Here is a 16,390-nt window from a genome sequence, read left to right on the forward strand (position 1 = left end):
GTCCCAGGCCACCGACCGACTGACCGAACGTACCGAGGCCAGCAATCACGCCTGGTGCTCGGGTAAGCACAAGCTCTTCGACGGAAACATCCAGGTCATCGCCGACTCCACCGGGTTCCTCATCTGAACCTCGCCGGTAGAGCCCGGTTCCACCCACAGCATCACCACCGTCCGCGCCCACTGCCTTCCCACCCTGTACCTGGCGGCCGCAGCCGGGCTGTCGATCCTGGCAGACAAGGGCTACCAGGCGCCGAGATCCGGGTGCGCACCCCTTTCAGGGGTAGAAACCCCGAACTTGACAACCTCGCATATACCGTGCTGGTCAGCGGCATGCAGGTCATCAGGCAACAAACCAACGCCCTGCTGGACCAAGGCTGGATCTCCTTGCGCCACGTCACCCTCTCACTTTCACGGATCGGGGGATATCGCCGCCGCCCTCGTGTTAAAACCTTTTACGTGCGGCGGCCGGCGAGAAGACCTAATTCTCTAAACTGCTCCCCACCGAGCTCGGAACGCCGCAGTATTGTTCGCCAAACCCCTGCAAAGACGATTCGTAGCCAATGCCCAGCAGAGTCTATCGGACGGTGCCCGGGCGCTCGACGTACTTCCACGAGTTCGCCTTGCCCGTCGCATGGACGAGTCCCGGGGCGACCATGGTGTCGATTGTTACTGAAAAGGATGGGTTCTTCTCGGATAGCCCCTCGAGTATTCCGGCCGAGACGTGACCGCAGATTTTGCCCGGGTGTTCCTCGGTTACGGACACGGAGATGAACAGGCGCAGTCGGTTGCCGTGTCAGTTCATCTCGGACCTTGTGGTCTTCGTGTCCTCAACCATCCGACACGATCACACCCTTCGCGCGCATCAGAAACTGCGACAGAAAACCGTCGTGCGGAACACACACATGGGACTCCCATGTGGGCACTGCCCCCAGATAGACATTCGAGATATTTGGCGCTTCTAACAGTGCTGCCGCGAGGTCGTCGGAAACCCCGATGGCGCTCACTACCAGCGCGTCACCCACCATTTCCACGTCGATACCCTCGGGACACCGAATGATCCACACGCAGGGAAATGGGTACTCGAGGCGCTTCGGGACACCGCATCGTCCATCGATCGTCGCGATGACCGGCCCACCTCGCACGAGGTCTTTTCTGGATTTGTCACTCCCCTCGTGTATAACATGTCCGTTTCGTTCACTGGCCTGGCGATGGATATCTTCTAAGTATTTTGCATACGACTCACCGGCGATAAGTGGGCGCATGGTGCTCTCCGTCTCGTATACCTCGAGGAGGGAGTTACGCACCATCTCCGCAAAGGCGTCGTGTGGACTCTCAACGAACGCCGCGGAGGCACTGAAGCAACCGTTGCCGCCGCGTCCGATAAAGGAGTCCATCACCAGTTTGGCGGAAACCTCGTCAATGCATTCAGCGCCAACTAGGACCTTTGACTGACCAGGTCCTTGAACCAAGACGTCGTCACGTCCGGCATATCGGTTCGTCACCTCCCTGTTACCGTAGAGCAACGAGAGGTCGCATAAATCCACGAAATCGGACACACAGTCGCTCTGACAGGCACGTACGAGAGCCGCTGCTGGTCAACACCGGCTTCGATAAGACTTCGTAGCAACCTCAGCGGAGTAAAGGGATCCTTGGAACTTGGCCGCAGCACGACGTCATACCCATACAACAAGGCTTCGATCCAGATTGCGTTTACCCCAGGATTGTTCCCTGGCAAGTTCACGAACAGACGATTGCCGCGCCGCGCCCATACCGCACCATATCGTCGCCCAGTCGGTAGGCTATTCGTGGCGGGCCAACAAGCCCCTTTCGGACGCCCCAGAACACTCGTCCTAGGAATGTCCCTAAGGGCCTGGCAGATCCGTTGAACGCCGCCGATGACCGCTCCCCGGGACACCCCCGAGGACTCTTCGACGAAATTGATGTAGCGTCCGGTGATAGGCCGTCCAGGTGTCCGCGTTCGAACACCTCGGCTGCCCTATTCCACATCTCCATCGGTTGCTCATCACCGATGCATCGAAGCTTCCCAGTGCGGTCCGATGAACCTGTCCGGGACAGCTCGTGAACTAGCCGGGCCCCGCCCAGGAACTCCAGGTCGACAACTACCTCACCGCGAGTCCAGGAGAGCTCGACCGGTGCATCGATAGCCCGGCCGGCGACAATTGGCGAGAGCCTGATGCGGACCATCAGTACACTCCTTCGACGACCTGCGCCCCGTTGAAGCTCAACAGGCTGGACGGCTCTGCGACTCGGTTGGGACCTATGCCCACAGCTATATCGCGGTCGATACTCGGAGGATAGAGGAAACCGCGGCTCCAATGCGCGAACGCCACCCGGCCGCGGTCGCCGGAGGCCCTGGCCGATCCGTCGTCGCCCACCACGTCCACCGAGACACCTTCCGCGCAAAACTCAAAGCACGGCCCCTGCTCAGCCGTGTCCCCCTGCGTCTCCAAGCCAAATGAGACGGAGATGCTGTTCCCGTACATGCCGACGAACGGCACGTCTGTGAAGAGCTCAGCCCTGTAAAATCTCCAGTCCTCTGGCGCTAATGGGGTACCGCCCCAGCGCACAGCAATCTGCCGCTCCCTGATGGCGTCCACCCATGCGTCACGCTTGATGAGCTCCTTCAGGATGGGTGGGGTGGTGACAAGGCAGCCAATTTCCTGGGTGTCGAGGACATTGCCGATTTGTGACACGATGTGTTCGCGGTATGCCTGAGCCAGGCGCGGTTCTGCTGCTGCCGCCTTGGACCATCTCGGGTCGATATCTATAAAAAAGGGCAATTCGCCGAATTCATGCCCGGCTTGGCCGATGAAGTGACCCACGATGTGGGGGCCGCTGGGAACCGCTGCGAGCCAGCTTCGCCCGCGAGTTATTCCGTAACGCTCTAGTCCTTCATACGACCAGTCTAGGAGGGTTCTCTGCCATTTCCTGTCCAAGACGACGCGCTTGGGCAAGCCGGTGGTGCCGCCAGACTCGAAGATACCAACGACCTCGGACTGGTCGAGACCGCGCGGTATCAGGTCTTTCGCGCTGAGGGTGCGCAACGCCCAGCTCAGGTCCGGAGCCCCCGATGGTCTCTCCCCATCCATGAACCATGCGAGGATCGCGTCCCTCGTGATGCCGGACTCGACAATTCCCGTCCACAAGGCCGAACCGTGGACGGGGTCCGTGTGCCACTGGATGCACTCCCTCAAATGCTGTTCGTTCTTGATCACGGCCGATCCGCTCCCTTCCGGTACTCCAACAGACAGCATCCCCACTTCATGCCGGTGGAGATCACGCTCATCACGACACGGTCGCCGGGCCGGATCTCACCCTGTTTCTTCATGAGATCGAGGGACATCAGAGGGTCGACACACCCCGCGTGGCCGATTTCGGCGACCAGTGCGGCGTTGGTCCGCCCCACGTCTACTCCCAACCGCGCGGCAATGCCCTCAATGCTCTGTCGCCCCTCCAGCGTGTGGAGGAGCATGACGTGGTCGTCCATGGCCCACCCGGCCTCGTCCATCGCCGACTCCACGACCCGAACTACATTGTTAGAGCGAAGCTCGAGGAACTCCGCGAGCTCGTCGCCGGTGAACCCGTAGAGTTCCATGAGTCTCTCGCGGCCACCTTGGTCCTCACGACTGTCATGGCCCGGCAGTAGGACCGGGTATTGACCCCCCCCACGTTCGATCCGCATCATGTCGACGAACCGACTATCGGAGATCTCGTAGCCGCCCACGAACACGAACCCACTGTCTGCCGATGGCGCGTCGTTTCTGGTAACGACTGCGGCGGCGGCACCGTCGCTCAGGATGCCGTTCATGGCACCGAACCGGTCGTGGTGCGCCTCGCTCACGCGCTGGACGACCACGACTACACCAACCTGCCCTTCTTCAAGATCCTCCACCAGACGGTTCGCGCTGGACCAGGTGCTAATGCCGGACCCACAGCCTTCCACCAAATTAACAGTTCGTACTTCAAGGCCGCCCAATTCTGCACTTACCTGACAAGCGAGATCGATTCCAATGAAATCGGGAACATCAGACTGCCCAGCGACAACGAAGCCGACGTTTTCCAGGGTGTGCCCGGATTCCATTAAAGCCGCAATCACCGCTTTGGCACCCATGTCGCGGGCGCTTTCTTTGCTTACCCTGTACTTCTCGTAGCCGGCACGCCGGATTGCTTCCAACTGCATTGGCTTTGGATGATCCACGTCGACCAGAAATCTCGGCTCTGGCAGGACATGACCAAACCCAACAATCTTCATTTCAAACACTCCAATTTAATTCCCGATGTTTCGGATGGGCACGTTCTCAAGAGGGCGCCCATCAACTGAGTTACATCGATCTGTATCCCATGTTCGTCCTCTAGGATCTTGACTAGTCGAACGGCCATGATCGAGTTCCCTCCCAACTCAATGAAGTTGTCCGTCATCCGAACGTCGGGTTCGTCAAGTATCCGACGCACCTCACCCAGCAGGGCCTGGTGTGCCACATCATCATTGATCACGTGTTTTCCTCCGTAGCAGCATTCGATCGGTCTTCCCGCGGTCGTTAACAGGCCATTCCATGCTCTGGAGCACGAGATAACGGGCGGGTCTCATGTAGTGGGGCAGCCCGGAGCAGGCAAGACGAAGATCCCGTGTTGACAACCCGACAGCCGGTCGAGCCCTGACTGCCGCCACAAGAAAGTCCCCTTGCTCTTCAAGGTTCTCAACCCAGACAACAGCCTCGTCGACGCCAGGTAATGACCGGAGGTGCTGTTCGATCTCGTACAGTTCAACTCGGAAACCATTAATCTTTTGGTAACCACCGGATCGACCAACGTAAACAAACTCCCCCCGGTCGTCAATTCGACACATGTCGCCCGTAGAATATCCACCGACCAGCGGCTCGTTACCGTCGTACCCCTCAAACACCTGAAGACCACGGAGAACCAATTCTCCTACCCCGGTGTCGTCGGCGGACATCAGTTCCAATTCTGTACCAGGAAGTCCCCTGCCGATAGGTATTCCCTCTCCATCTAGATCAGAGTCGGTAACCCTATGAAATGAGCAAAACACTGTAGCCTCAGAGGGCCCGTACGTGTTAATTACCCGGACACCGCGTCGATTCAGTTCGTCGAACACGGGCAGGAGCGTCCCGACCGTAAGCTCTTCCCCGCAAAAGATAACGTCTGTTAAACGCCATCCGTCAGGGCTTGGTCGCCGGTCGTCGTAGGAGAAGATGTAGCGGAACTCCGAAGGGGTGACCGACAAAACGTTTACTTCGGCCTCCACTAGGAGTCGTAGAGTCTCCGCCGGGTTCCGCTTAATGTCCTCATCCACGACGACCAGGCAACCCCGATGGACCAGGCAACCCAGCGTCTCCCAGACGGAGAAGTCGAAGGACAGGTCATGCATCCACGACCACGTCGCCCACTCCGGAACGCCCAGGGCAATATGCGAGCTTTCGAGGAACGACGTCAGCTGTCCGCTCCTGATTGGAACGACCTTCGGCTCACCGGTCGTGCCGGACGTCCTGACGCAATAGATCTCGGGGGCTGAGGGCCCCTCATTAGAAGGCGCCCGGACGTCCCCTGACAGCCGCCACACGTGACCGATACCGTCGATCGCTTGACCCGCTTCCGGAAGCAGTGCCTCGTTCGAGACAATCCCCGCACAACCGGACCTCTGAGCGATGGAGACCCGTTCGAGTCGTCCGAGGCTCCGGGGTAGCGCCATGAACGAGACTCCTTCGAGCAGGCAAGCGAGCATCATCTCGTAGAGCGCGGCCGATCGAGGCAGGTCGATGGCAAGCCGAAGGCCTGCTCCGACCCCAGAAGCCCGCAGCTGCGCCGCGACGGTGGCCACAGCTACGCCGAGCTGGCGATATGATCGGACGTCGTGTCCTTGTACGACAGCCGGCGCCTCGGGGCACTCCTTCAGGGCCTTGTCCAGCACGTCAGCCCAGAGCAGCCGCTCGGGGCCGGCCCTCATGGCCATAGCATGACGCGTTTCCATTGCCAGTCACCCCCTGATCTGCTGTACTTCCACCTGACGTGCAGACGGTCGCTGTCTCCCTCCCAGGTCTCGACGACAGTCGGATCAATCGCGAACCGTCTGTATCTATCTGGGCGGTCCAGTTTTCTAGGGCCCTGGGAGGACAAGATCTCACACCGCACGGCTTCGATATCGGTCGAGTCGGCGACCGTGCTCTGCACGGATCTGACGGTCACGAGGTCCATGCTGGCCGGCCGTTTCCGCCATGAATCCTCCGCTTCTTCAACGGGCAACAACTCTGCACGGCCAGTAATCTTCAGTTGGCGTCGCATTTCCGGCCAGTAAAAATGCACACATACCGCAGCGTTCTCCTGAATGTCATTAGCCTTCCGACTTCCGAGGTGGGTGTCGAAGATGACTCGATGCCTCTGAAACGCGAAACTCATGCTCCGAGCCGAGGGAACACCACCCGTGTCGGAGGTGACGAGCGTGCCCACATTCGACCATCGAACGCCGTGTGAGACGTTGTCACACATCCACCGCTCCACTACCTCCCAGGGGTCGTCCGGACAGCCGCCGACGCTGAGTACCGGCACATCGTGCTCGAAATCGATGGCTTCCCCATTGCTCCGGTGGTTCACAGGCACAACCACCCTTCCCCGCATTTCACGGTTTGACCCTCAATCAAATACTTTTCCTCGTCCACCTGCCACGTGGCACGCATCCGGCACTCGCTACCGATGAACGTCCCCTGGCGGATCAACAATGACGTCCTGTCAGGTTGGTACAGACGGGCTTCATGCAGGAAGGGCGCTACCACGGATCCCGTCCCCGCGTCCTCGTATACGCCGTACGCCGGGCTGAACATCCTGTTCTCAACACCGTCCCCGTCCCATGCGAAGCAGTGGAGCGCAATGTCTTTGAACGATCGGAGAGCTTCATAGTCCACAGAGACGTGTTCGACCGCGTCCTTATTCGCTAGCTCGACGAGGACGTGTCTCGGTCCGACGTCGTAGATCGGAAAACATCTGGATTGCATCGGGGCGTCAACGACGTCAGCCAGGTCCGCGGATCGCATGTAGGACCGCCTTCGGAAGGGTGGTACTTCGATCCGGCATAGTCCGCTTTGCTGGGGCCAGTACTCAAAGGGGACCAGTCGCGTTCCCGTATTCATCACACCCCGCGAGACGCCATACCTACGCCCAATCGACGCTGCCGTCCCGAGGAGGGGATGCCCGGCGAACTCCATGCGGCCCTGGGGGTTGTAGACGTCGACCCGGTATTCCCGCAACTCCCCGGATGCGTCGGCCACGTTCTCGATGAACGTAACTTCCGACAGGCGGAGATGCCGTGCGAGTTCGGCCTTGAGCCCATCCCCAATCGCGCTGTTTAGGTGGACCACGTACACGGGATTGCCTTTGTATGGGACATCGCTGAAGACGCTGACTAAGTCAAACGGGTAGTTCTTTCGCTCATCCTGGATCACAGTGCGATCTCCACATTCCACGTCGTCTTAATGCACGGGTGCCGCCCTGTCACAGCGAGTCCCACATTGGTCATGTCGGTTGGGGGACCGGCACAGTCCTCCCAAACCGACACAGCACCCCAGAGTCCGAGCTCCGGGTTGGAGATCCAATACTTGACAACGAGCCCGTCCACGCGCCGCCATAAATTCAGGCTCCCCCGAACCTCGGCGTTTGACACCCTTATTTGCTCCTCTGTCATTCTCCAGACAGCGAGATCAGCCCTCATAGCTCACCAAAAGTTCCCGAAACAGACCGTAGAAAAGCCCGATCCCATCACGGCTGAGTATCGACTCCGGGTGCCACTGGCACGAAAACCCCTTGCTGTAGGTGATGAGATCGTGGACTTGGCCGTCGGTCGACGACACCACTTCGTAGCTGTTGTAAAAGCCAATCCGATAATCTTGTTCCCCCACCCTGCATGATCTGGCAGTCCCTTGCGTCACACCGCAGCGGCCCTTATGGCGTAGCTCGTAACCGTGTTTCTGGGCAATCAACTGGTGACTTAGGCACACCGCGAACCACCGCACACTTGCCTGTACGACCTTGTCGTACAAACTGCACAGAGACGCGGACCGCGCGTCCAGGACGCGAGGGTCGCCGGGCCCGGGCCGAACCCAACGAGGTCGAATTGACTGACGTCCACGTCACTGTCCCAGTGGACCACCTCGCACTCCATCACGAATGCTGTCAGCACGTACTTCAACATGTATACGAAGTCGTCCCCCATATCGACCAGGAGGGTTTTCAATCCGTGACCGGACTGAATTTCAGCTCTGGAGGTGCTGGCGTTTCCAAACCAGAAGGGCGAAAGCAGCTCGTTCCGTGCCATAAGTTCGGCGTGCAAGTCGCCACCGCGATTGAGACGAGCTGTTGAACGGAGCTCCGGCACGATGATCCTCGACCTCTGCTGATCGGAGCCTGCGTGCAACGCGTTCACTAGAGGCAGTACCTTGGCCTTGACCTCCCGCAGCTCCGATGCGGGATTCGATTGGGCAACGATAGTGGCTCCGGCAGCACACTTACCCCGGCCCGAATTATCCAGCTCGATTGAGCGAATGATGATAGCGGTGTCGACCAACCAACCGTCCGTGCCCAATTTACTGAGGGTGCCCACCACACCTCCGTAGTACCCGCGTCCAGTAAGTTCGGTGGCGGCGATGTGCTTGCAGGCACTCGCTATGGGGCTGCCAACGATTGTTGGTGCGATGAGTGACTCGCTGATAGCGCGGATCGGGTGGGTGTCAAGCTGCCCCTCAATGGTGTAACCCGTATGCAGCACCGAGCTCGTCGTCGTAATCCAGGGCCCCTTAATGCGCACGCTTTGGGAACAGACCCGCGTCATAATCTTCAGTTCTTCGTCGACCACCATGTTTAGTTCATGGATTTCCTTCTCGTCGGAAAGGAATCGTCGCAGGCCATCCGCATCGGCGTCCGCCCATCGGAATGTTCCCGAGATGGGGGTCATCTCCGCAGTCCTGCCGTCAATGCGCATGTGCGTCTCGGGGCTAGCGCCCACGATGATCTGGTCAGCAGAGAACCATAGGTAAGTCCAGTACGCCCCTGCTTCGGAGCCAAGCAGCGTTGTGAAGACGTTCCACGCATAAAACCCGACGTCAGATCCATTATATTGAACGGCTACATCACGACGGAACACAAAGTTACAGCCTTCACCGGACTCAATCAGCTCTTTCTTCGCACGTTCCACAGTTTTCATGTAGTCGGTGTCGGTACCCACGTCCTCGATCTGACACGTTGCGCCCTCCGTGCGCAGAGTCCTAATCTCTGCCAGGGAGCCGCAGCGCTGCTGGTCTGACCGAAACGCCAGGATCCGCGTTTCGTCATCGATGCAATCAAGACCGCGCTCCCGAACCGCGTTGTACGGGATCACGAAGCACACGTCCTGATCCGCCGCCTCGCATAGGTCACGTAGCTCCTCCGCGGTCCTGAGAGCCACTACGGACTCGTCGGCGCCCGAGTGCACACTCACCAGCTCGGCGTCCCCTACCTTTCGAACTGCCAGGAACGGTGCCCCGCGTTCCATCAAGGCGACACAGGTATCCGTGAGATTCGTCCGTTGCTCCGTCATGTCACCACCTTCAACAGGTCATTCGCTCCAATGACGCGGGAGGTATAAGCTGCCATCTCCTCAAGCGACCGCTCATGGGACCCACGGTCGAAATCCGCCACCGCATCGGCAACGACGAATGACTGATAGTCCCGGTTCACGCAGTCAAAGGCTGTCGCCTTGATCCCCACCGAGGCATAAATTCCACAGATCACGACTTGGTCTCGGCGGAGCCTACTCAGGATGAGCGGAAGGTTGTTTCCGCTGAACGCCGAGTACCGCCACTTTGGGATAACAAGGTCATTTTTTTGGGGCCGCAGCTCCTCGACGAAACCCGTGTCTTTGGCGTCTCGGCCCATCCCTGCCCCCCAAAGATCGCCGATAATGCCGCGTTCCGTGCCTGCGCCGACACCCACCTGGCCTGTGTAGGCGCAAGGGACGGAGTTCGCGCGTGCCCAGTCCTGCACCCGTCCCGCGCCGACGATCAGCGCTTCTCGAGTCTGCTCTGGGAGCTTATTTACGAAGTACTCTTGGAAGTCGTGCATAAGGACAAGGCATCGATCCGTCTCCATACGCCATAACGCGGTGCTCACTGGTGGTATCCGAACCTCGTTTAGGTCATAGGCAGTCGTCAATATTTCCATTAATCAGTCCTTAGGGATGTCGCCACGGTCGATCTTCGGGACCTCGATCCCGAGTGCCTTCAACTGATTGAAGGGGTTCATGAACTCCCGCTGTTCAACAATCAACCCGTCGGCGAATCTGAATGTGTGGATAAAGTGGTTCTGGTAGTGCCCCCGAGCATAACGCGGATAGTTAATAATGCCTCGTCCGTCGCACTCCGCCCATACCTCATCTGGGTCCACCATGGCAGAATCCTGATGTTGTACCATTCCCAATCCGGGAAAGCCTCAAGCGACCAGCGCGCGTGCTTTAGCAGCTTCAAACGGCCCGTCGTCACAACAGGGGTCCCCGACTCGGTTGTGTATAAACCAGCGCTCCCATTTTCGGCGAAAAGGTAGGGCCTCTCCAGCCTTGCCTCTCCCCGGCACGATAGGTACTGCTTAACAACGTCGACGTTGCGGTCTCGGCGTTTAGTTTTGTTCATCATGTCGCTCAGTTTCTTTCGATCGTAGTCAGTCGCTCCGAGTTGTTATCAGAACATCTGCGTGAGGCTTCCCGGGTCACGCCCCACGAGCGCCAGACCGACTGCTTCCTCCGGAACGAACTTTGAGAACCCACCGTGCCGAGCGCCCACGTTTACATCGCGCCAGATTCTCTCAAGAGGATGCCCTTGGTTCAGGCCCGAGGAGCCGAATATCCACAGCAGGTCCTGCACGATGTCAACACAGCCACGCATCACCTGTGTGGCCCGCTCACGGATGTCTAGCCGGTCCTGGACAGTCAGAGTGACGGTCGGGCGACCGGCCGCCTCATCGATGATGTCGGCGTTGTACTCAGCTGCGCGCTTATATAGGTCCAAGGCTCCACGTAGTCGCCCAATCTCGGCCCTGACTGCACCTGATGAGCTCATCGACGAGTAGGTGCTGCCGGCAATCGGGTATTCATCGGCTACGGCGGTGACGTACTCAAGCCCAGCTTCCGTTGCCCCGAGAACTGCGCCGACCAGGCAATTCATGAGCACGCCAGTGAACAGGTGGGAGTACGAAACCGCTGCCTTGGCACCGGTGTTCCCGCGGGGAAGGCGGCTCTCTCCAGCTAAAATCCGAGCATAGTTCTCTGTGTGGCAGTCGGAGATCCTGATGTCCTGCGCACTTACCGTGACACTCTGCGTACCCCGGAGTCCGACCGCCTGCCAGTCGGCGGTGATCTCAAGTTCATCCGCTGGGATAGCGACCACCCGGAGGTCAGGCTCTTCAGCACCGTCGACCGCCGCGAGACAGAAGAAAATGCTGGCGTACTGCGAAGCTGAGGCAAATTTCCATTCACCGTTCACCAGCCAGTCCCCGGATGCGTCATCCCGCTTCAGCGATCCCGGGCGGCCCAGCACCATGGCCAGGATACGATTGTCCTCCATCAAGGCGTCAGAGGCCCCTAGCGACGTGAAGTTGCCCCGCATGGACCAAGCCGAGTTCGACACACCGACAACCCATGCGAGCGATGCATCCGTCTTCCCCAGCCGAAAGCACACCTGGAGCACATCCCGGAGCGTTCCGGGTCCGAACGCCTGGTTTTCGTCAAGGATTTTGACCACATCTGACGTCTGGAGCGCGGCGAGAAGCCCACCTGAAAACTTCTCCCGGTCGTCCCCGGAGAATCTGCCGACGATTCCGCCGATGTCCGCCTCTATAATTCGCTGTTCTTTACGAATTGCTTCAATAGGCAAAGCTCTCGCTCCAATCCCGCACCATGTCCTGGGCTTTCTGCGCAGCTAACTCAACAAACTCCGGCGAAGTCGCGATCCTCCGAGGCATCACGGGGGCGTCGAACATCTTCCAAAAGAACGGGAGGCTGGCTACCGGGTCCTCGATGGTGAAGCCGCACGAAGACCGCGCGATGAGGTCTTCTGCGTCATACGCGGGGCCAACCTCAGTTCGACGGGCGTATGTGGTTGCCCACCCGGTCTTATGTGGGCCCGGTTCAATGCAACCGATCTCAATCCCCGATCCGCGCAACTCCTGACGTAACGTGTCCGAGAGCGCTTCCACAGCGTACTTGCTAATCTGATAGGCCCCCAGCAGGGGCCAGCAGGCCGTACCGCTCATACTCGAAACCACGAGGATCCGCGCAGATCCACGCTCCCGCATCATGGGGAGGAGCGGACGAATTACATTTAACGTTCCCTCAACGTTAGTGGCGAATTGAGCTCTGATCTGTTCATTAGACAGATCCTCCAGCGTTCCGAACTGGGCGAATCCCGCGGCCGTTACGATACGGTTCGGCGCCCCGACGAGATCCCCCACCTCAGTCAGTTTTGTCCGCAGGAGCTCGGAGTCACGGACATCGGCAATAAGCGGTATAAAGAGGTCACCGTGTACCCTCGCCATTTTGTTGGCTGCTTTCTGCGAACGCGTGATCCCAATTACCTTCTCGCCGCGCTCCTCGATAATGGACTCAGTCCAGCACCGCCCCAAACCGCTGGAACAACCGCTGACAACCCAAATATTCATGTCTTCGAACCTTCGGTGGAGAGCTGGTAATTCTGAGGCTGATCGAATGGCGGACGCTATCGCTCCTAGATAGGGCTGCAGCCACAGCCAGGCAAAGCGCAATCACCAGCAAGCAGGCCATACATCCGACCGCCGTTGCCTCCGAGGATGAGGGGAGGCTCATTGCCCCTGCTTCCATGTCGTTCCCGAGCCGGGAGCGCACAATGCCATCAAATAGCAGCGCGATCGTCACGCCGCCCACAGCGCTCAGCACCTGCCGCGTTGAGTTGTAGAAACCAGCCGCTCGGCCGACTACCGATATATGGACCCGACCAGTGCGAGGTTGGCCAGCGGGGCGAAGGCTAACCCCGTTCCAACACCGGCCACAGCCATGGCGGCGCACAGCGCCACAACGGTCGCCCGTCCGTTGGCCCCGATCAGTCCAATGACCCCGATGAGCATGCTTGCGACGCTAAAAAGAATCAAACCCAACCTCACGATCTTCTCCGGCTGTTTTCGATCCGACATATGGCCGGCGAGAGGTCCGACAATCGCGTTGGACACGGCGATCGTGACCATGACTACGGTGGTTATGATGGCTCCGTAATCCATTCGGACGTCCAGGAGGAACGCCAAGGGAAGGTAGAACGCCGTCAGGCTGAATCCCAAGAGGCCGGAGACGAGGCATGTTCTCAAGAATGTGGCGTCCCGCCATACAGTGGCCGGCAGAATGTGTCCGCGGTTGCTTTTCAACTCATCCTTAATCAGTAGACCCGTCGCTCCAACACCGAGCACGATAAGGGAGGACCCCAGGACGGGGGACCAAAGCGATCCCCCAAAAAGTTGCAGTCCCACAATTACGCAAGCGATGCCCAGCCCATAAACACCGGTAACGAGGGAATCACGGACCCTGAGGCCGTCTCCGCAGTCCTTCGGCAGACACACCACAACGATGAATAGCGCGACTACGGCGATGGGGATATTTATCCACATGACCCAGCGCCAAGCCTGCATAGCCAGGAACACCTGAGAAACCACAGGCCCGGTGGCAGTAGCGAGCCCAGCAACGGCACCCCATATACCGAGCGCCCTGCCCCGCCCATCATCAGGGAAGAGGATAGATATATAGGCCATGCTCTGAGGTGCAAGCAGTCCGGCGCCAACTCCCATCAACGCACGACCGGCGACCATGACCTCCAAGGTCGAGGCGGCGCCGCTGACAGCAGCACCCGCTACAACGGTCAGCAGTGCGACGGCCACGACCCTTTTCCGGTCCAGGGCATCCCCGAGTCGTCCACCCAGAAGCAGAAACGCCGCATAGGTTATCAGGAAGCTGTTGTTGACCCAGGCGACATTTCCCGGACCAGTGTCGAATACTTCCATGAGCCTCGTATAGACCAAAGGGATGGTGGTCGTGTCCATCATAATAATAAAAAACCCAAGGCACAATGCAAAAAAGGAGATGTGTCTTCGCGACATTGCGGAACGCCCCTTTCGTTCTGTCAGGACTGGGACAGTCGAAGCGAAAGATGCCATGCGGGCAACCTAGTCCTTCCGTTCCCATCAAGCCTAATATTCAGACCCTTTTTCTTTCGGAACTCCTCGATGGCCGCAGCATTTCCTTTGTATTCCACCCTTTCCGCCAATTCGATTTGCCACCCACCTGACTCAACGGTTTCTGCGATATCGGAAAGTTCGCTTGCAAGTGGCTTCGGCATGCCATGGTCGGAGGCTGCGAAAGTAATTAGATGCAAAGTTGTTTCTTCAAAAGCCAGGCGGGACATCTCTCGTAAATACTTTATACGCTTATGCTTTGGAATAGCGTGGTAAGTGGCTGAATCCAGGATGACGTCAAACTTCATGGCAAGCCCCGTGTTGCAAGCATCCAGATTATAAAATTGAATTCCTGAATTGCTATACAGGTCCAGACATTTATTAATCGCGGTCGCCGATATGTCAATCGCGACCACATCATGACCATAGTCAGAAGCAAGCTTGGCGTTTCGCCCAAGACCACAGCCAACGTCCAGGAGTCTGCCGGGCCTCAAGTCCTTGAGTACAGCACCGACCACAGGTTGCGGTTGGCCGATTTCCCAGGGAACTTCTGTAATACTCACGCTCTCCACAAGAGACTGCCCTTCATAAACGCCGGTAAAGTTTGCACGGTCATATTCGGTCATCTTCCCACCTGGACGTCTACGTGTGATATATAATATCAGCGTTACAAATTTAAGGAGTCATATTGGAAATTTGCCAGCTCGAATCATTCGCTTCCATCGTGTCCACGGGCTCGTTCTCCGCAGCATCACGGACGCTTCATTTAAGCCAGCCATCCGTCAGCAATCAGATAAAAAAACTCGAATTGGAACTAGGGCATGAACTATTCACCCGATCTCGATTGGGTGTAGAGCTGTCGGAGTTCGGATCATTGATCCATCCCCTTGTGCGGGAGTTACTCAGGACCCGCGATGAAATACATTCGATCGCTGATGCAGTCGGCGCGCCGAGCAGGACCATCAGCCTCTGGACTACCCAGGGATGCGAACTTTCCTGGCTGACGTCCGCAATGGGATTATTTCAGCAGGCCAATCCGGGTATCAAGTTCCATTTGCTTGAAGGGGGTTCGAGAGAGATCATCAACTCCGTTCTGAACGAGTCCATTGACTTGGGTATCGCCGGCCACACAGGCCGCTGGAAGCACCCCTGGAGCACCTCGTGGTTCATGAGGATCCCTTGTGCGTATATTTCAACAGCGACTATTTCACCGGCATCTCAGAGTCATTGAAAATCGAAGATCTTTTACGTTTTCCCTTGATTACCCTAGCGGAGGGTTCGGGAAGCCGCGGGGCCTTGGAATCCGCCATCAGAGAGAGCGGAATATTATCAAAAAATCATTGCGTAGATCCAGCGATCGTATGCAGTTCACCCCTCAGGGCCATACAACTAGCCGATGCCGGAGAGGGAGTCGCAGCTCTCACGCCGTGCATGATTCCAAGCTCGTCGCAGAATTCATATGTGACCATTGCGGAAAGAAGCATCAAAAGTTTTATGTCCGTTGTTTGGAACAGTCAAAAGCGTTACTTAAACAGTTGCGATGATTTTATATCTCTGGTATCTTCAGAAAAGATTGCGAAACAATTTTCTTGCACTTCTGTAAAGCGTTTGAAAAACGAGAGATTCAGTCGATAGGACAAACCCGGATGATGTGGCCATCTGGGTCCTCGACCAAGAATGTACGACCGAAGACCTCATCATACGGCTCTTGCATGATCTTGATTTCGGAGTTGTCCTTCCATTTACAGAAAAGACGGTCAACATCGTCGTTGGATGGCAACATAATGCCGACCTCTGAAAAGCGTGGTGCGCTGACGTCAGGCTTATTTCCACCTGTCCAGATTGCGAACAGATCTTCGCCTTCGGCGGCGAAAGCGACGTAACGAGGACTCTCGAATACCGGATTGGCTCCGAAGAGCATCGTATAAAATGCCGTGGAGCGGTCAATATCAGATACGTAAATTAGCTGAAGGTTGGGCTTTGTTACCAGGCTCATAGCTTTCATCATCCTCTGCCTCTCGTGTATCTAAAACCTAAGCCGTTCTTCGAGTTATGTCAACGGTTCCATTTATTTTATTTATTGATAATGTTATAGTCAGGGCGTATGACAGATGGGGGCCATCCGAACCATTGAGGTTTTTCACCAGGG

Annotated in this window: 19 protein-coding genes and 1 pseudogene; 2 read left to right on the forward strand and 18 right to left on the reverse strand. The window is 57.7% G+C overall.

Annotation, left to right across the window (positions count from 1 at the left end; translation table 11 throughout):
• Positions 1–574: 574 nt before the first annotated feature.
• The 17 genes and pseudogenes from YO9_RS21310 to YO9_RS0103560 form a co-directional block, all read right to left on the reverse strand.
• A complete protein-coding gene (locus tag YO9_RS21310) occupies positions 575–763 on the reverse strand; it encodes an S-adenosylmethionine synthetase N-terminal domain-containing protein (RefSeq protein ID WP_223286044.1) in 189 nt (62 codons plus the stop codon).
• A 64-nt stretch (positions 764–827) separates the two neighbouring features.
• The gene (locus YO9_RS0103485; RefSeq protein ID WP_016996253.1) at positions 828–1,556 is read right to left on the reverse strand and encodes a hypothetical protein; all 729 of its coding nucleotides are present in this window, start codon (positions 1,554–1,556) and stop codon (positions 828–830) included.
• Positions 1,557–2,204: 648 nt separating this feature from the next.
• Positions 2,205–3,236, reverse strand: coding sequence for an acyl-CoA synthetase family protein (locus tag YO9_RS0103490; protein WP_016996254.1), 1,032 nt, complete (start codon positions 3,234–3,236; stop codon positions 2,205–2,207).
• Complete coding sequence (locus YO9_RS0103495; RefSeq protein ID WP_016996255.1) at positions 3,233–4,273, reverse strand: 3-oxoacyl-[acyl-carrier-protein] synthase III C-terminal domain-containing protein; 1,041 nt, start codon at positions 4,271–4,273, stop codon at positions 3,233–3,235. The genes YO9_RS0103490 and YO9_RS0103495 overlap by 4 nt, the downstream gene beginning before the upstream one ends.
• Positions 4,270–4,515 (reverse strand): acyl carrier protein, encoded by a 246-nt coding sequence (locus YO9_RS21315; protein WP_016996256.1) that lies wholly within the window; start codon positions 4,513–4,515, stop codon positions 4,270–4,272. The genes YO9_RS0103495 and YO9_RS21315 overlap by 4 nt, the downstream gene beginning before the upstream one ends.
• Positions 4,505–5,989 (reverse strand): AMP-binding protein, encoded by a 1,485-nt coding sequence (locus tag YO9_RS0103505; protein WP_016996257.1) that lies wholly within the window; start codon positions 5,987–5,989, stop codon positions 4,505–4,507. Before YO9_RS0103505 ends, YO9_RS21315 begins: the two co-directional genes overlap by 11 nt.
• Positions 5,980–6,627, reverse strand: a complete 648-nt coding sequence (locus tag YO9_RS0103510) for a pyridoxamine 5'-phosphate oxidase family protein (protein WP_223286045.1) — start codon at positions 6,625–6,627, stop codon at positions 5,980–5,982. Before YO9_RS0103510 ends, YO9_RS0103505 begins: the two co-directional genes overlap by 10 nt.
• Positions 6,624–7,472 carry a PhzF family phenazine biosynthesis protein gene (locus YO9_RS0103515; protein WP_016996259.1) on the reverse strand — a complete coding sequence of 283 codons (849 nt, stop codon included), beginning with the start codon at positions 7,470–7,472 and terminating at the stop codon, positions 6,624–6,626. The genes YO9_RS0103510 and YO9_RS0103515 overlap by 4 nt, the downstream gene beginning before the upstream one ends.
• Positions 7,473–7,727: 255 nt before the next feature.
• Complete coding sequence (locus tag YO9_RS21320) at positions 7,728–8,066, reverse strand: glutamine amidotransferase-related protein (RefSeq protein ID WP_396350719.1); 339 nt, start codon at positions 8,064–8,066, stop codon at positions 7,728–7,730.
• Positions 8,015–9,598 (reverse strand): chorismate-binding protein, encoded by a 1,584-nt coding sequence (locus YO9_RS0103530; protein WP_031272604.1) that lies wholly within the window; start codon positions 9,596–9,598, stop codon positions 8,015–8,017. Before YO9_RS0103530 ends, YO9_RS21320 begins: the two co-directional genes overlap by 52 nt.
• Complete coding sequence (locus tag YO9_RS0103535) at positions 9,595–10,221, reverse strand: isochorismatase family protein (RefSeq protein WP_016996262.1); 627 nt, start codon at positions 10,219–10,221, stop codon at positions 9,595–9,597. Before YO9_RS0103535 ends, YO9_RS0103530 begins: the two co-directional genes overlap by 4 nt.
• Before the next feature lie 3 nt (positions 10,222–10,224).
• A complete protein-coding gene (locus YO9_RS20520; RefSeq protein WP_016996263.1) occupies positions 10,225–10,446 on the reverse strand; it encodes a PhzA/PhzB family protein in 222 nt (73 codons plus the stop codon).
• 62 nt (positions 10,447–10,508) lie between these two features.
• A pseudogene (locus tag YO9_RS21325) lies at positions 10,509–10,688 on the reverse strand (PhzA/PhzB family protein); the annotation flags it as partial.
• 45 nt (positions 10,689–10,733) lie between these two features.
• Positions 10,734–11,924: an acyl-CoA dehydrogenase family protein gene (locus YO9_RS0103545; protein WP_016996264.1), complete on the reverse strand. Its 1,191-nt coding sequence runs from the start codon at positions 11,922–11,924 to the stop codon at positions 10,734–10,736.
• Positions 11,914–12,708, reverse strand: a complete 795-nt coding sequence (locus YO9_RS0103550) for an SDR family NAD(P)-dependent oxidoreductase (RefSeq protein WP_223286046.1) — start codon at positions 12,706–12,708, stop codon at positions 11,914–11,916. The genes YO9_RS0103545 and YO9_RS0103550 overlap by 11 nt, the downstream gene beginning before the upstream one ends.
• A 291-nt stretch (positions 12,709–12,999) precedes the next feature.
• Positions 13,000–14,223 carry an MFS transporter gene (locus YO9_RS0103555; protein ID WP_317259734.1) on the reverse strand — a complete coding sequence of 408 codons (1,224 nt, stop codon included), beginning with the start codon at positions 14,221–14,223 and terminating at the stop codon, positions 13,000–13,002.
• On the reverse strand, positions 14,190–14,867 hold the full coding sequence (locus YO9_RS0103560; protein ID WP_016996267.1) for a class I SAM-dependent methyltransferase: 678 nt from the start codon (positions 14,865–14,867) through the stop codon (positions 14,190–14,192). Before YO9_RS0103560 ends, YO9_RS0103555 begins: the two co-directional genes overlap by 34 nt.
• A gap of 62 nt (positions 14,868–14,929) precedes the next feature.
• On the opposite strand from YO9_RS0103560, the gene YO9_RS19615 reads away from it, so the two are divergent.
• Together YO9_RS19615 and YO9_RS21330 are read left to right on the forward strand one after the other, a co-directional pair.
• Entirely contained in the window at positions 14,930–15,472 is a 543-nt protein-coding gene (locus YO9_RS19615) for a LysR family transcriptional regulator (RefSeq protein WP_262925560.1), read from the forward strand.
• Positions 15,403–15,876 carry a LysR substrate-binding domain-containing protein gene (locus tag YO9_RS21330; protein ID WP_396350720.1) on the forward strand — a complete coding sequence of 158 codons (474 nt, stop codon included), beginning with the start codon at positions 15,403–15,405 and terminating at the stop codon, positions 15,874–15,876. The genes YO9_RS19615 and YO9_RS21330 overlap by 70 nt, the downstream gene beginning before the upstream one ends.
• Here the strand turns inward: YO9_RS21330 and YO9_RS0103565 are convergent.
• Complete coding sequence (locus tag YO9_RS0103565) at positions 15,866–16,237, reverse strand: VOC family protein (protein ID WP_031272606.1); 372 nt, start codon at positions 16,235–16,237, stop codon at positions 15,866–15,868. The genes YO9_RS21330 and YO9_RS0103565 overlap by 11 nt on opposite strands.
• Between the last annotated feature and the right edge of the window lie 153 nt (positions 16,238–16,390).

The sequence above is a fragment of the Kocuria atrinae C3-8 genome, from assembly GCF_000286355.1.
Classification (GTDB): domain Bacteria; phylum Actinomycetota; class Actinomycetes; order Actinomycetales; family Micrococcaceae; genus Kocuria; species Kocuria atrinae_A.

Bases quoted from the DNA above. Each gene is read 5' to 3' on its own strand.
- YO9_RS0103505 (WP_016996257.1), bottom strand. From the start codon at position 5,989: ATGGCCATGAGGGCCGGCCCCGAGCGGCTGCTCTGGGCTGACGTGCTG.
- YO9_RS20520 (WP_016996263.1), bottom strand. From the start codon at position 10,446: ATGGTGGACCCAGATGAGGTATGGGCGGAGTGCGACGGACGAGGCATT.
- YO9_RS0103495 (WP_016996255.1), bottom strand. From the start codon at position 4,273: ATGAAGATTGTTGGGTTTGGTCATGTCCTGCCAGAGCCGAGATTTCTG.
- YO9_RS0103555 (WP_317259734.1), bottom strand. From the start codon at position 14,223: ATGGCATCTTTCGCTTCGACTGTCCCAGTCCTGACAGAACGAAAGGGG.
- YO9_RS0103550 (WP_223286046.1), bottom strand. From the start codon at position 12,708: ATGAATATTTGGGTTGTCAGCGGTTGTTCCAGCGGTTTGGGGCGGTGC.
- YO9_RS0103535 (WP_016996262.1), bottom strand. From the start codon at position 10,221: ATGGAAATATTGACGACTGCCTATGACCTAAACGAGGTTCGGATACCA.
- YO9_RS0103530 (WP_031272604.1), bottom strand. From the start codon at position 9,598: ATGACGGAGCAACGGACGAATCTCACGGATACCTGTGTCGCCTTGATG.
- YO9_RS0103565 (WP_031272606.1), bottom strand. From the start codon at position 16,237: ATGAGCCTGGTAACAAAGCCCAACCTTCAGCTAATTTACGTATCTGAT.
- YO9_RS0103560 (WP_016996267.1), bottom strand. From the start codon at position 14,867: ATGACCGAATATGACCGTGCAAACTTTACCGGCGTTTATGAAGGGCAG.